Annotated in this window: 13 protein-coding genes; 5 read left to right on the forward strand and 8 right to left on the reverse strand. The window is 68.1% G+C overall.

Annotation, left to right across the window (positions count from 1 at the left end; genetic code table 11):
* Positions 1-3: 3 nt before the first annotated feature.
* From CKW34_RS23415 to CKW34_RS23435, 5 genes are read right to left on the reverse strand one after another with little or no spacing between them, the layout of a single operon-like run.
* Positions 4-825, reverse strand: coding sequence for an HpcH/HpaI aldolase/citrate lyase family protein (locus tag CKW34_RS23415; RefSeq protein WP_059384401.1), 822 nt, complete (start codon positions 823-825; stop codon positions 4-6).
* Complete coding sequence (locus CKW34_RS23420) at positions 822-1,316, reverse strand: MaoC family dehydratase (RefSeq protein ID WP_059384400.1); 495 nt, start codon at positions 1,314-1,316, stop codon at positions 822-824. The genes CKW34_RS23415 and CKW34_RS23420 overlap by 4 nt, the downstream gene beginning before the upstream one ends.
* Positions 1,313-2,476, reverse strand: coding sequence for an acyl-CoA dehydrogenase family protein (locus CKW34_RS23425; protein WP_059384399.1), 1,164 nt, complete (start codon positions 2,474-2,476; stop codon positions 1,313-1,315). Before CKW34_RS23425 ends, CKW34_RS23420 begins: the two co-directional genes overlap by 4 nt.
* Entirely contained in the window at positions 2,476-4,479 is a 2,004-nt protein-coding gene (locus tag CKW34_RS23430; RefSeq protein WP_059384398.1) for an acetyl-CoA carboxylase biotin carboxylase subunit, read from the reverse strand. The genes CKW34_RS23425 and CKW34_RS23430 overlap by 1 nt, the downstream gene beginning before the upstream one ends.
* Positions 4,480-4,487: 8 nt before the next feature.
* Entirely contained in the window at positions 4,488-6,083 is a 1,596-nt protein-coding gene (locus CKW34_RS23435; protein WP_059384397.1) for a carboxyl transferase domain-containing protein, read from the reverse strand.
* Positions 6,084-6,172: 89 nt separating this feature from the next.
* On the opposite strand from CKW34_RS23435, the gene CKW34_RS23440 reads away from it, so the two are divergent.
* Positions 6,173-6,832: an SACE_7040 family transcriptional regulator gene (locus tag CKW34_RS23440; protein WP_059384396.1), complete on the forward strand. Its 660-nt coding sequence runs from the start codon at positions 6,173-6,175 to the stop codon at positions 6,830-6,832.
* Entirely contained in the window at positions 6,829-7,599 is a 771-nt protein-coding gene (locus CKW34_RS23445) for a thioesterase family protein (protein ID WP_059384395.1), read from the forward strand. The genes CKW34_RS23440 and CKW34_RS23445 overlap by 4 nt, the downstream gene beginning before the upstream one ends.
* A 40-nt stretch (positions 7,600-7,639) precedes the next feature.
* Here CKW34_RS23445 and CKW34_RS23450 read toward each other — a convergent pair whose 3' ends face one another.
* Positions 7,640-8,512 carry an LLM class F420-dependent oxidoreductase gene (locus tag CKW34_RS23450; protein WP_197700684.1) on the reverse strand — a complete coding sequence of 291 codons (873 nt, stop codon included), beginning with the start codon at positions 8,510-8,512 and terminating at the stop codon, positions 7,640-7,642.
* Positions 8,513-8,776: 264 nt separating this feature from the next.
* Between CKW34_RS23450 and CKW34_RS23455 the strand changes: the two genes are divergently transcribed.
* Positions 8,777-10,417: a sensor histidine kinase gene (locus tag CKW34_RS23455; protein WP_059384394.1), complete on the forward strand. Its 1,641-nt coding sequence runs from the start codon at positions 8,777-8,779 to the stop codon at positions 10,415-10,417.
* Positions 10,414-10,878, forward strand: a complete 465-nt coding sequence (locus CKW34_RS23460; protein WP_174479677.1) for a response regulator — start codon at positions 10,414-10,416, stop codon at positions 10,876-10,878. The genes CKW34_RS23455 and CKW34_RS23460 overlap by 4 nt, the downstream gene beginning before the upstream one ends.
* A 34-nt stretch (positions 10,879-10,912) precedes the next feature.
* Here the strand turns inward: CKW34_RS23460 and CKW34_RS23465 are convergent, their stop codons facing one another.
* Complete coding sequence (locus tag CKW34_RS23465; protein WP_059384393.1) at positions 10,913-11,158, reverse strand: DUF6480 family protein; 246 nt, start codon at positions 11,156-11,158, stop codon at positions 10,913-10,915.
* A 218-nt stretch (positions 11,159-11,376) separates the two neighbouring features.
* Here CKW34_RS23465 and CKW34_RS23470 point away from each other — a divergent pair, with 218 nt between their 5' ends.
* A complete protein-coding gene (locus CKW34_RS23470; RefSeq protein ID WP_059384392.1) occupies positions 11,377-12,558 on the forward strand; it encodes a zinc-dependent alcohol dehydrogenase in 1,182 nt (393 codons plus the stop codon).
* 58 nt (positions 12,559-12,616) lie between these two features.
* On the opposite strand, the gene CKW34_RS23475 is transcribed toward CKW34_RS23470, so the two are convergent.
* Positions 12,617-13,042 carry an Hsp20/alpha crystallin family protein gene (locus tag CKW34_RS23475; RefSeq protein WP_059384391.1) on the reverse strand — a complete coding sequence of 142 codons (426 nt, stop codon included), beginning with the start codon at positions 13,040-13,042 and terminating at the stop codon, positions 12,617-12,619.
* Positions 13,043-13,084: the final 42 nt, after the last annotated feature.

The following is a 13,084-nucleotide window of genomic DNA, read 5'->3' on the forward strand; positions in this document are numbered from 1 at the left end:
CGGTCATGCCGAGGCGGCAGCCGACGCGCGCTGCAGCACGCGTTCGGCGTGGCGCAGCACCGGGGCGTCGACCATCTTCCCTTCGAAATCGAAGACGCCGCGCTCCGATTCGGCGGCCTCGAGGACGCGTCGCGCCCACGCCTCCTCCTCGGGGGTGGGCGCGTACGCCCGGCGGACGACGTCGACCTGACTCGGATGGATCGACACCTTGATGTCGAATCCGACCGCTACGGCGTCGAGGGCCTCCTCGTGGAGACCGTCGGTGTCCTTGATGTTCAGGTACACCGAGTCGAGTGCCCAGCGGGCGTGACCCTTCGCGGCGAGCAGGGTCACCGACCGCGCGTGCTGCGCGACCGCGCGGTACGTCCCGTCGGCGCGACGGCTCGCGTTGCCCCCGAGTCCGGCGACGAGATCCTCGGCACCCCACATCATTCCGAGGGTGTTCTCGGCGACGGCGATGTCCTCCACTGCGAGCACGCCGAGGGGCGACTCGATGAGCGCGACCACCTCGAGCGGTGCGAGCGAGCGCACCTCGTCGCCGCTCTCGCACTTGGGCAACATGACCCGCGTGTACGACGTGCGGCGCAGCGCCTCGAGATCGGCCTCGTGGTCGGCCGTGCCCACCGGGTTGACCCGCACCACGGTGCGCTCGGGGTCGAGCGGGGTGGCGATCAGCGCCTCACGGGCGGCCTGCTTGTCGGCCGGTGCGACGGCATCCTCGAGGTCGATGATCACCACGTCGGAGCGTTCGGCGGCCTTGGTGTAGCGCTCCGGACGATCGGCGGGGCAGAAAAGCCATGCGGGGCCGGGGAGTTCCCAGGTCATGTCGTGGGCCTCTTCTGGACGAGGGTCTTGCGCACGGCGACGGCGACGACGTCGCCGTGCTGGTTGCGACCGGTGTGTTCGAGGGTGACGATGCCCTCCCCCGGCCGGCTCTTCGACTCGCGCTTGTCGACGATCTTCGTCTCGGCGTAGAGCGTGTCGCCGTGGAAGAGCGGCTTCGGGAAGGAGATCTCGGAGAACCCGAGGTTCGCGACGATCGTGCCCTGCGTGAGCTGGGCGACCGACAGTCCCACGATCGTCGAGAGCGTGAACATCGAATTGACCAGACGCTCACCGAAACTCGTCTCGGCGGCGTAGGCGGCATCGAGGTGCAGTGCCTGCGTGTTCATCGTCTGCGTCGTGAACAGCGTGTTGTCGGCCTCGGTGATCGTTCGGCCGGGGCGGTGCTCGTAGATCGCGCCGAGTTCGAATTCCTCGAACCACAGGCCGCGCTGGACGATCCGCTTCTCCACGGTGGTGTCGGCTCCGCTCACAGTCCCAGCTCCCGTCCGATGAGCATGAGCTGCACCTCGGTGGTGCCCTCACCGATCTCGAGGATCTTGCTGTCGCGGTAGTGGCGCGCCACGGCGTACTCGTTCATGAAGCCGTAGCCGCCGTGGATCTGCGTGGCGTCGCGCGCGTTGTCCATCGCGGCCTCGGACGCGACGAGCTTGGCGACCGCAGCCTGCTTCTTGAACGGCTTGCCGGCGAGCATCGCGGCGGCGGCGTCGTAGTAGGCGGTGCGAGCGGCGTGCGCGCGCGCCTCCATGCGGGCGATCTTGAAGGCGATGGCCTGGTTGTTGCCGATCGGGCTACCGAAGGCCTCGCGCTCCTTGGCGTACTTCACCGATTCGTCGACGCAACCCTGTGCGGCACCGGTCGACAGCGCGGCGATCGCGATGCGGCCCTCGTCGAGGATGCGCAGGAAGTTGGCGTAGCCGCGGCCACGCTCACCGAGGAGGTTCTCCTCGGGCACCCGCACGTCGGCGAAGGTGAGCGGGTGCGTGTCGGAGGCGTTCCAGCCGACCTTGTTGTAGGCGGGTTCGGCGGTGAAGCCCGGCGTGGAGGTCGGCACGAGGATCGTGGAGATCTCCTTCTTGCCGTTCTCCCGCACACCGGTGACGGCGGTGACGGTCACGAGCGAGGTGATGTCGGTGCCGGAGTTGGTGATGAACTGCTTGTTACCGTTGATGATCCACTCGCCGTTCTCGAGCTTGGCGGTGGTCTTCGTGCCTCCGGCGTCGCTGCCCGCGCCCGGCTCCGTGAGACCGAAGGCCGCGAGGTTGCGACCGCTCGCGAGCTGCGGCAGCCACTCCTCCTTCTGCTTCTCGTTGCCGAAGCGGTAGATCGGCATCGCGCCGAGCGAGACGCCCGCCTCGAGGGTGATGGCGACGGACTGGTCGACCTTGCCGAGCTCCTCGAGCGCGAGGCACAGCGCGAAGTAGTCGCCGCCCATGCCGCCGTACTCCTCGGGGAACGGCAGGCCGAACAGACCCATCTCGGCCATGCCCTGCACGACTTCGTAGGGGAACGAGTGCTCGGCGTCGTGCTTGGCGGCGACCGGCGCGACCACCGTGCGGGCGAAGTCGGCGACCGTCTTGCGCAGCTGCTCGTACTCGTCGGGAAGTTGGCCCGTGGCCAGGTATTCCGTCATTACTGTGCATCCTCCGTATCGGCGTGCGGGGTGACCCGCGCGAGAAGTTGATCGACCTTGACCTGCTCACCGGCAGCCGCGAACAGTTCGACGGTGCCGTCGATGGGGGCGGTGAGCGAATGTTCCATCTTCATGGCCTCGACGACGACGAGTGTCTGCCCGGCCGTGACGGTGTCGCCGGATGCGACGGACACCGCGATGACGGCACCGGGCATCGGGCTCGTGATGTCGGCGTCGCCGGCGTGCGCGTCGTCGCCGCGCACCGATGCCTCGCGCACCTCGCGGACGGCGACGCTGCCGTGGCCGTCGGAAAGCCAGACCGCGCCGTCGGATTCGCCGACGCGGTAGCTGTGACGCCGGCCGTCGAGCACGATCGCCAGATCGGAGCCGTGCAGCACGGCGCTGAACCGGTAGGTCTCGCCGTCCTCGACCTCGGCGACACCGGCCGCCGGGCTTCCGGTCAGGCGCACGTGTGCGGTGCGGTCGCCGGAGGTGAGCCGCGACGTGACGGGCCGGTGGGCGCCGACACGCCAACCGTCGGGCACCGCCCACGGATCGGTGGTGTCGCCCAACCAGCGGTCGAGCCACCGCAGGATCGCCGCGGCGACGAGCGTGGAATCGGCGGTGGTGGGGGCGGTGTAGTCGCCGACCCGGCGGTCGAGGAGTCCGGTGTCGAGCGCACCGGCCACGACGTCGTCGTCGGCGAGCAGGAACCGCACGAAGTCGACGTTGGTGACGACGCCGAGCACGGCGGTCTGCGCGAGCGCCCGGTCGAGGCGACGCAGCGCTCCGGCGCGGTCGTCGGCGTGGGCGATGACCTTGGCGAGCATCGGGTCGTAGTCGCTGCCGACCACGGTGCCGGCGCGGATGCCGGAGTCGACGCGCACACCGGGGCCGGTGGGTTCGACGACGTCGGCGATCTCGCCGCCGGTGGGGAGGAAGCCGCGGGCCGGGTCCTCGGCGTAGACGCGGGCCTCGATCGCATGGCCGGTGAGGGTGATGTCGTCCTGGGTGAAGCCGAGCGGCTCGCCCGCGGCGATGCGCACCTGCCATTCGACGAGGTCGAGGCCGGTGACCATCTCGGTGACCGGATGCTCGACCTGCAGTCGGGTGTTCATCTCCATGAAGAAGAACTCGTCGGGCTTGTCGGCGGAGACGATGAACTCGACGGTGCCGGCGCCGGTGTAGTCGACGCTGCGCGCGGTGTTGCACGCGGCCTCACCGATGCGGGCGCGGGTGGCCTCGTCGAGCAGCGGCGAGGGTGCTTCCTCGATGACCTTCTGGTGCCGCCGCTGGAGGCTGCACTCGCGCTCCCCCAGGTGGACGACGTTGCCGTGCGCGTCGGCAAGGACCTGGACCTCGATGTGCCGGGGGCGCTGCACGAACCGCTCGAGGAAGAGGGTGTCGTCGCCGAACGCCGACGCCGCTTCGCGACGGGCGGATTCGAGCGCGGCGGGCAGATCCTTCGGGTCCTCGACGAGGCGCATGCCCTTGCCGCCACCACCGGCGGACGGCTTGACGAGCACGGGATAGCCGACGTCCTCGGCGCCCGCGATCAGTTCGTCGTCGCTCAGGCCGGGCCGGGAGATGCCGGGCACGACGGGAACGCCGAACTCCGACACCGCGGCCTTGGCGGTGATCTTGTCGCCCATGGTCTCGATGGCGTGGGCGGAGGGGCCGAGGAAGGCGATACCCGCGGTGGCGCACGCGGCGGCGAAAGCCGAGTTCTCCGAGAGGAATCCGTAACCGGGGTGGATGCCCTGCGCGCCGGTGGCGAGCGCCGCGTCGATGACCTTGTCGATCACCAGGTAGCTCTCGCGCGCCGCGGCGGGTCCGAGCAGCACCGCGGTGTCGGCCTCCTGCACGTGCCGGGCGTCGCGGTCGGCCTCGCTGAACACGGCGACCGAGCGGATACCCATCGCCTTCAGGGTGCGGATGACGCGCACCGCGATCTCGCCGCGGTTGGCGACCAACACCGTGTCGATCCGAGTCGTATCAGTCATGGGTGCACTCACATCCGGAAGACGCCGTAGGAGACCGGCTCGAGCGGGGCGTTGGCGCACACCGACAGTGCCAGTCCGAGAACTTTTCTGGTGTCTGCGGGATCGATGATGCCGTCGTCCCACAGGCGCGCGGTCGAGTAGTAGGGATTGCCCTGCTCCTCGTACTGGGCGCGGATCGGAGCCTTGAACTCCTCCTCCTGCTCGGCCGTCCAGGGCTTGCCCGAGGCGTCGAGCTGGTCGGAACGCACCGTGGCCAGCACCGAGGCGGCCTGCTCGCCACCCATGACGGAGATGCGGGCGTTGGGCCACATCCACAGGAAGCGAGGCGAATACGCGCGACCGCACATCGAGTAGTTGCCGGCGCCGTACGAGCCGCCGATGACGACGGTCAGCTTCGGTACCCGGGCGCACGCGACGGCGGTGACCATCTTCGCGCCGTGCTTGGCGATGCCGCCGGCCTCGTAGTCGCGGCCGACCATGAAGCCGGAGATGTTCTGCAGGAACACCAGCGGGATCGAGCGCTTGTCGCACAGTTCGATGAAATGCGCTCCCTTGACGGCGGATTCGCCGAAGAGCACACCGTTGTTCGCGATGATGCCGACCGGGTGGCCGTGGATGCGCGCGAAACCGGTGACGAGCGTCTTGCCGTATTCGGCCTTGAACTCGTGGAACGAGGAGCCGTCGACGACACGGTCGATGACCTCGTGCACGTCGTAGGGGATGCGCGAGTCGGTGGGCACCACGTCGTACAACTCGGCGGGGTCGGCCTCGGGTTCGACGGTGGGTTCGACGTCCCACGGGCGCGGGTTGCGCGGACCGAAGGTGGAGACGATGTCGCGCACGATGCGCAGCGCGTCGCGGTCGTCCTCGGCCAGGTGGTCGGTGACGCCGGAGACCTTCGAGTGCAGGTCGCCGCCGCCGAGCTCCTCCGCGGTGACGACCTCGCCGGTCGCGGCCTTCACCAGCGGCGGACCACCGAGGAAGATGGTGCCCTGGTTGCGGACGATGACGGCCTCGTCGCTCATCGCGGGGACGTAGGCGCCGCCGGCGGTGCACGAGCCCATGACCGCGGCGATCTGCGGAATCCCCTTGGCACTCATGGTGGCCTGGTTGTAGAAGATGCGGCCGAAGTGCTCGCGGTCGGGGAAGACCTCGTCCTGCCGCGGCAGGAAGGCACCGCCGGAGTCGACGAGATACAGGCACGGCAGGTTGTTCTGCAGCGCGACTTCCTGCGCCCGCAGGTGCTTCTTGACCGTGATCGGGTAGTAGGTGCCGCCCTTGACGGTGGCGTCGTTCGCGACGATCACGCACTCGCGGCCGGCGACGCGGCCGATGCCGGCGATCATGCCGGCGCCCGGGCACTCGTCGTCGTACATGCCGTTCGCGGCGAGCGGCGACAGTTCGAGGAACGGGCTGCCCGTGTCGAGCAGTTCGTCCACACGGTCGCGGGGAAGCAGCTTGCCGCGCGCAACGTGCCGCTCCCGAGCTTTCTCGCTGCCACCCAGTGCTGCGGCAGCGAGCTTGTCTCGGAGCTCTCCGACCAGCTGTTCGTGCTGGTCGCGGCTGGTTGTCGAGGCCGTCTCAGCGGTTGTCACGGACACCATCCTCGGTAGATCGACTAATCGCCATTAACTGAAATCTAGGTTAGTTATGATTAACCGAGTTGTCCAGACCACACCGAGCGGAGATTTTCATGACCGAGTCCGCGATCGACGTCTCGACCGCATCGGGACGCCCGACGCGGCGTAGCCTCGCCAAGGCGGAACGCCGACGGGACCTCCTGCGTGCCGCGGCGCACCTGATCGCCGAACGCGGATTCCCCGGAGTCCGCCTCGAAGATCTCGGTGCGGCCGTGGGGATCAGCGGTCCCGCTGTGTACCGGCACTTCCCCAACAAGGACGCCCTGCTCGTCGAGATCCTCGTCGAGATCAGCCGCCGCCTCCTCGCAGGTGGCACGCAGGTCGCCGAGACGACACCCGACCCGCGCGACGCCCTCGAGGGGCTGGTCGACTTCCATCTCGACTTCGCGCTGGGCGAGCCCGATCTCATCCGCGTGCAGGACCGCGAGTTCACGTCCCTTCCGGACGAGGGGCAGCGGGAGGTGAGGGTGACCCAGCGTCGCTACGTCGAGATCTGGGTCGACGTCCTGCGCCGCATCGACCCCGCACTCCCCGAATCCGACGCCCGCACGATGGCGCACGCGACCTTCGGACTCATCAACTCGACACCGCACAGCGCCGACCCACGCTCCCCGGAGGGCACCCGCGCAGTGCTGCGACGCATGGCACTGGCCGCTCTCGCCGCGACCCCCTCGGCTCTCGCGGCAGAGCCGGCCCGAACGGAGACCGCATGAGCTACTTCGAACGACTCGGCCCGACCTCCTTCCGCGCCACCGAACACGTCGGTGGGGCGTGGAACGAGGCGGAGCAGCACATCGCGCCCGCTCTCGGACTGATCGCCCACGTCGTCGAATGCGACCGCGACGCGCGGCGCGACGACGATCTCGCGATCGGACGCCTGTCGTACGACATCCTCGGCACCGTGCCCGTCGGTCCCGTCGTCACGACCGTCGAGGTCCTGCGGCCCGGACGCACCATCGAACTCGTGGAAGCGACCCTCGCCTACGACGGGCGCGCGATCGTGCGTGCGCGCGCGTGGCTGATGGAGACCCGCCCCACCCTCGAGATCGCCGGCACCACGCTGCAGCCGATTCCGTCGCCCGAGGACTGCGAACCCTGGGACCCCACGACGCTGTGGCCGGGAGGATTCATCGACTCGGTGGAGGTGCGTCGCGTCTCGACCGCACCCGGACGGGCCTCGTTCTGGGTGCGCACCGATATTCCGCTCGTGGAGGGCGAGAAGGTCAGCGATCTCGCCGCTACGGCCGGCCTGTTCGACATCGCCAACGGCATGGCGGTGCGCGCCGATCCGAGGACGGTCGCCTTCCCCAACCTCGACCTGACCGCGCACCTGTTCGCCGAACCCCGAGGTGAATGGGTCGGCTTCGATACGTCGGTCTCGTTCGGCACCGACGGCATCGGCCTGACGAGCACGGTGCTGCACGATGCGACCGGCCCGATCGGCACGATGTCCCAGATCCTCACGGTGCGACCGATCTGATCGGCCGCACCGGCTCGGGAGACCTCGGGGTCCGGTGGCCTCAGCTCAGCAGAGCGGACGCGAGCTGCCGGTATGCCTCGCTCGGGAAGGTGAACGGGTCCGCGGTGAGCACCTGGATGGCCACCTCGTCGGCACCGGAGGCGTAGTGCTTCTCGATGCCGGCGACGACGCTGTCGAGATCACCCCACGGGATGAGCACGTCCATCAGGGCGTCGCTGCCACCGCCGGCGAGATCCTCGTCGGTGTACCCGAGGCGACGCAGGTTGTTCGAGTAGTTCGGCAGGGAGAGATAGCCGCGCATGTACTCGTGGGCGATGCCGCGGGCGACGGTCTCGTCGGTTTCGAGAACGACGGCCACCTCGGGTGCGAGCAGCGGCTCCGAGCCGAGGGCCTCCCGCGCGACCGCCGTGTGCTCGGGCGGGACGAAGTACGGATGGGCCCCGGCCGCGCGCTCGGCGGACAGCTTCAGCATGCGCGGGCCGAGTGCCGCGAGGACCCTGCGATCGGTGGGCACCGGCGTCGACGCCGCATCGAGGCCGTCGAGGTACTCGACCATCCGGCTGTAGGGCTTGGTGTAGCTGGTGTTCTCCCGCGCGTCGACGACGGGAGCGTGGCTCGTGCCGACGCCCAGCAGGAAACGGCCGGGATACCGCGACTCGAGGTCGGCGACCGCAGCGGCCGTGGTCTCCGGGTCGGCGTGCCAGATGCTGATGATGCCGCTGGCCAGCTCGAGCGTCGTCGTCGCCGCGAGCAGTTCCTCGTAGACGGAGGGAAAACCGTCCTGGAACCCGCCGGACGTCCACAACCGGGAGTATCCGAGCTCCTCCAGTTCGCGGGCGCCATCGAGCGCCTGCTCACGAACCTTCCGACTGAGCCAGAACGCGCCACCCCACACACTCACTCGTCGTGTCATGCGACCGACCCTAGTCGCGTTCCGGCACTCGGTGCAGCCGGTTCGGTCCGTGGCCGGATCGGAACGGCTCCGCCGGTCGGCTACAGTTCGCATTCGGGTTCAACAGACAGCCCGTCCATACGTGTGTTCGCAGACCGACAGGTCCGGGACCGCACCGCCGTCGGGATTCGTCGCCCGTAGGCGCGAATCGGGCACGGGCCGGGAAGCTGGGGTGGATGTGATCGGTTTCGTGCGTTCCGCCGAGGTCGGAGCGACGGTGCAGCGATGAGGGATCCTTCGGTTCCCGAACCGCGTATCGAGCGCATCTCCTCGCGGCTGGCCGTGCAGAGCTGGTTCCAGTTGGCGTTCGCGCTCCTCGCAGTGTTCGCCGTCGTCGGTTCGATCGTCGGCGGGATCTTCATCCAGCGCACCGTACAGATCACCGACGAGGTGACGGAGCGGATCCAGCCGGCGATGACGCAGGCCTTCAACTTGCAGACCGCTCTGCTCGATCAACAGACCGCGGTCCGCGGGTACGCGCTCACGACCGAACCCGTCTTCCTCGGGCCGTACCGTGCGGGTCAGGAGAACCAGCAGGTCGCGCTCGACCGTCTTCGCGTGCTCCTCGCCGAGCATCCGGATCTGCTCGCCGACATCGACACCATCGAGGCCGCCGCTGCGACGTGGCGGACGCAGTACGCGGAGCCGATCATCGACACCGTCGTCCCCGGGGAGCCGCGACCGGTCGATCCGGCCCTGGCCGAGCAGGACCGGCTTGCCTTCGGTGAGATCCGATCGATGTTCGCCCAGGAGAACAACGCGCTCTCCCGCGTCCTCGCGGAGGACCTCGACGAACTCGCGCAATCCCGCACCATCCGCAACTCGGTGCTGATAGCGATGGTGATCACGTTCATCCTCACCGGTCTCGCCACCGTGGTTCTCGTCCACAACCTCGTCGCCGTGCCGCTCGCCAGGCTCCGCCGGGCCAGCCGCCGGGTCGCGCTGGAGGAGAACTTCTATCAGCACATCTACCCCCAGGGGCCGAAGGACATCCGGGCACTCGCCCTCGACGTCGAGACGATGCGCGGTCGTATCGCGGACGCGTTGGCGGATTCCCGGAAGCAGCAGACTCTGCTCGCGAAGCAGACCGAGGATCTCGATTCCCAGGCCGAGGAACTCCGCCGCTCGAACACCGAACTCGAGCAGTTCGCCTACGTCGCCTCGCACGACCTACAGGAACCGCTGCGGAAGGTCGCGTCCTTCTGCCAGCTGCTCGAGAAGCGGTACGGCGACGTCCTCGACGATCGCGGACGGCAGTACGTCGAATACGCCGTGGACGGCGCGAAACGGATGCAGGTGCTGATCAGCGATCTGCTCGCCTTCTCCCGGGTCGGACGCGTCCACGACGCCTACGTCCGGGTCGACCTCGGCCGACCGCTCGAGAAGGCGTTGTTCAATCTCTCCGCGTCCGTCGAGGAGTCGCAGGCGCGGATCGAACGTCCCGACGACCTTCCCGAACTCACCGGCGACCCCACTCTGCTGACGATGCTGTGGCAGAACCTGGTCGGCAACGCCATCAAGTTCCGGCATCCCGATCGCACCCCGGTGATCAGGATCGAGTGCGAAAAGGTCGAGGACGAGTCGGACGGTCCACAGTGGCACTTCTGCGTCACCGACAACGGCATCGGAATCGACAGCGAGTACGCCGAGAAGGTGTTCGTCATCTTCCAGCGGCTGCATCCTCGCGACGATTACCAGGGCACCGGTATCGGACTGGCGCTGTGCAAGAAAATCGTCGAGTATCACGCGGGAAGAATCTGGATCGACACCGAGTACGGCGATACTCATACCGAGGGCACTCGAATCTGCTTCACCCTCGGAACCGCATCACGCCCCGTCGAGCAGAAGCAGGGGACAACGTCATGAGGAGCACGATCGTGACCTATCCCGCTGCCCGACCGGTGGACGTCCTGTTGGTCGAGGACGATCCCGGCGACGAGCTGATGACCCGTGAAGCATTCGAGGACAACAAGATCGGCAACGCCCTCCACGTCGTCCGCGACGGGGCGGAAGCACTCGACTTCCTGTACCGCCGGGGCGAATACGAGGGTGCGCCGCGCCCGGATCTGATCCTGCTCGACCTGAACCTGCCGAAATACGACGGCCGTCAGGTGCTGACGAAGATCAAGTCCGATCCGGAACTGTCCGACATCCCGATCGTGGTGCTCACGACCTCGTCGGCGGAGGAGGACATTCTCCGCAGTTACAAGCTGCACGCCAATGCGTACGTCACCAAGCCGGTCGATCTCGACCAGTTCATCGGTGCCGTGAAGCAGATCGACGAATTCTTCGTGCAGGTCGTGCGGCTACCGCGTCGCGGACGCTGACGAGAAGCTCCGCGGCGCGGCCCCGGCCGAACCGTCAGGACAGGATGCCGAAGATCGCGACCACGAAGATGATCACGATCACCGCGACGGCGAGCAGCGTGAGCCACCCGCTGATGGGGAATCGCTTCCTCGTGCCGGGCTCCGGTGCGGACAGCCCGGACGTCGTCCCCGAATCGGGGGGCGTCGATCCGGGCGCTACGCCACCGCCGGGTTCCAGATCCGGGGTGCGTGCAGGGTCGGGGTCCTGGTTGCCGTGATGTTCGGGATCCGACGTGGTCACCTGACCTCCTTCTGTGCGGCTGCGCTCCCGTAGAGCGGCCGCAGACGTGTGTCGCGGTGAATTCGGTTCTACGGCGACATACCTCTCCCCCGCACTCCGCAAACCTGGCCTCCTGCGGCAGGCGACCTCTTCCGGTCCGGCGTTTGCCCGCTCCGAGCGCGGGTAGGCATCGAGGGACACGTGCCGACATTCCTGCACCCGAGGAGCCGAGGAGCGACATGAAGGCAGTGACATGGCAGGGGCGCCGCAACGTGAGCGTCGATACGGTGCCCGATCCGACGATCCAGGAGGCCGGTGACGCCGTCATCCGCGTCACCACCACCAACATCTGCGGCTCCGATCTGCACCTGTACGAGGTGTTGGGAGCCTTCATGACTCCCGGCGACATCCTCGGTCACGAACCGATGGGCATCGTCGAGGAGGTCGGCTCCGGCGTCACGAAACTGAAGCCCGGTGACCGGGTGGTGATCCCCTTCCAGGTGTGTTGCGGCCAGTGCTTCATGTGTACCCACGGCCTGCATTCGCAGTGCGAGACCACGCAGGTCCGTGAGGAGGGCACCGGTGCCGCCCTGTTCGGCTACTCGAAGCTCTACGGCAGCGTGCCCGGCGGGCAGGCCGAATATCTGCGCGTCCCCCATGCCGACGCCACCCACATCAAGGTCCCGGAAGGGCCGGCCGACGACCGTTTCGTCTACCTCTCCGACGTGCTGCCCACCGCGTGGCAGGCCGTCGAGTACGCGGAGATCCCCGACGGCGGCAGTGTCACGGTGCTCGGCCTCGGCCCCATCGGTGAGATGGCCGCGCGCATCGCGGCGCACAAGGGTGCTCGCGTGATCGGCGTGGACATGGTTCCCGAGCGACTGGCCCGCGCGGCGTCCCGCGGTATCGAGGTCGTCGATCTGCGCGAGGTCGACAACAACCCCGGCGACATGATCCGTGACATGACGAACGGGCGCGGCACCGATTCTGTGATCGACGCCGTGGGTATGGAGGCGCACGGCTCGCCCGTCGCGAAGCTCGCCCAGAGTGCCGCCGGTTTCCTGCCGTCGGCGATCGCCGAGCCGTTCATGGAGAAGGCCGGAGTGGACCGTCTCCACGCGCTGTACACCGCGATCGACGTCGTGCGGCGTGGTGGCGCGATCTCGTTGAGCGGTGTGTACGGCGGGGCGGCGGACCCGATGCCGATGCTCACCCTGTTCGACAAGCAGATCCGTCTCCACATGGGTCAGGCCAACGTGTTGAACTGGGTCCCGGAGATCCTGCCGCTGCTGACCGACGAGGATCCGTTGGGGGTCGACGACTTCGCGACCCACCGCCTCCCGCTCGACGACGCGCCTCACGCGTACGAGATCTTCCAGAAGAAGCAGGACGGCGCCATCAAGATCGGCCTGAAGCCGTAGGAGCCGCGAAGAAACCGGGCCCGGGGGCGCTTCCCCGGGCCCGGTCGTTCGCGTCGACTCAACTTGCGATCGCGGCCTGACCGTTCCTCTCCGCGTCGATGACGGTGATCTTGCGGGGCCGGGCCTTCTCCGCGACCGGGATCGTCACCCGCAGAACGCCGTTGCGGTAGTGCGCTTCGATCCGATCGGTATCGAGGGTGTCACCGAGGAACAGACGTCGGGTGAAGACACCTCTGGGCCGTTCGGTCGAGACGAACTCCTGGTCGCGATCGACCTCCGGACGTTCGGCGCGGACGGTGAGCACGTTGCGTTCGACGTCGAGTTCGATCGAGTCGACCTCGACACCGGGGAGATCGAACTCGGCGATGAAGCGGTCGTCCTCCCGCCACGCATCGAGCGGCATCACCGCCGGTCGGGCCATGGTGCCGAGCACCTGCTGCGCGAGACGATCGACGTCGCGGAACGGGTCGGTGCGCATCAACATCTGTCTGTCACCTCCGACTGTCCGGCCGTTCGTTACGGCCAC

Origin of the sequence: Rhodococcus rhodochrous (assembly GCF_900187265.1) — a bacterium.
GTDB lineage: Bacteria > Actinomycetota > Actinomycetes > Mycobacteriales > Mycobacteriaceae > Rhodococcus > Rhodococcus rhodochrous.

Coding starts and splice junctions, on each gene's coding strand:
- CKW34_RS23445 (WP_059384395.1), top strand. CDS start 6,829: ATGAGCTACTTCGAACGACTCGGCCCGACCTCCTTCCGCGCCACCGAA.
- CKW34_RS23430 (WP_059384398.1), bottom strand. CDS start 4,479: ATGACTGATACGACTCGGATCGACACGGTGTTGGTCGCCAACCGCGGC.
- CKW34_RS23425 (WP_059384399.1), bottom strand. CDS start 2,476: ATGACGGAATACCTGGCCACGGGCCAACTTCCCGACGAGTACGAGCAG.
- CKW34_RS23435 (WP_059384397.1), bottom strand. CDS start 6,083: ATGGTGTCCGTGACAACCGCTGAGACGGCCTCGACAACCAGCCGCGAC.
- CKW34_RS23460 (WP_174479677.1), top strand. CDS start 10,414: ATGAGGAGCACGATCGTGACCTATCCCGCTGCCCGACCGGTGGACGTC.
- CKW34_RS23415 (WP_059384401.1), bottom strand. CDS start 825: ATGACCTGGGAACTCCCCGGCCCCGCATGGCTTTTCTGCCCCGCCGAT.
- CKW34_RS23475 (WP_059384391.1), bottom strand. CDS start 13,042: ATGTTGATGCGCACCGACCCGTTCCGCGACGTCGATCGTCTCGCGCAG.
- CKW34_RS23450 (WP_197700684.1), bottom strand. CDS start 8,512: ATGACACGACGAGTGAGTGTGTGGGGTGGCGCGTTCTGGCTCAGTCGG.
- CKW34_RS23470 (WP_059384392.1), top strand. CDS start 11,377: ATGAAGGCAGTGACATGGCAGGGGCGCCGCAACGTGAGCGTCGATACG.
- CKW34_RS23455 (WP_059384394.1), top strand. CDS start 8,777: ATGAGGGATCCTTCGGTTCCCGAACCGCGTATCGAGCGCATCTCCTCG.
- CKW34_RS23440 (WP_059384396.1), top strand. CDS start 6,173: ATGACCGAGTCCGCGATCGACGTCTCGACCGCATCGGGACGCCCGACG.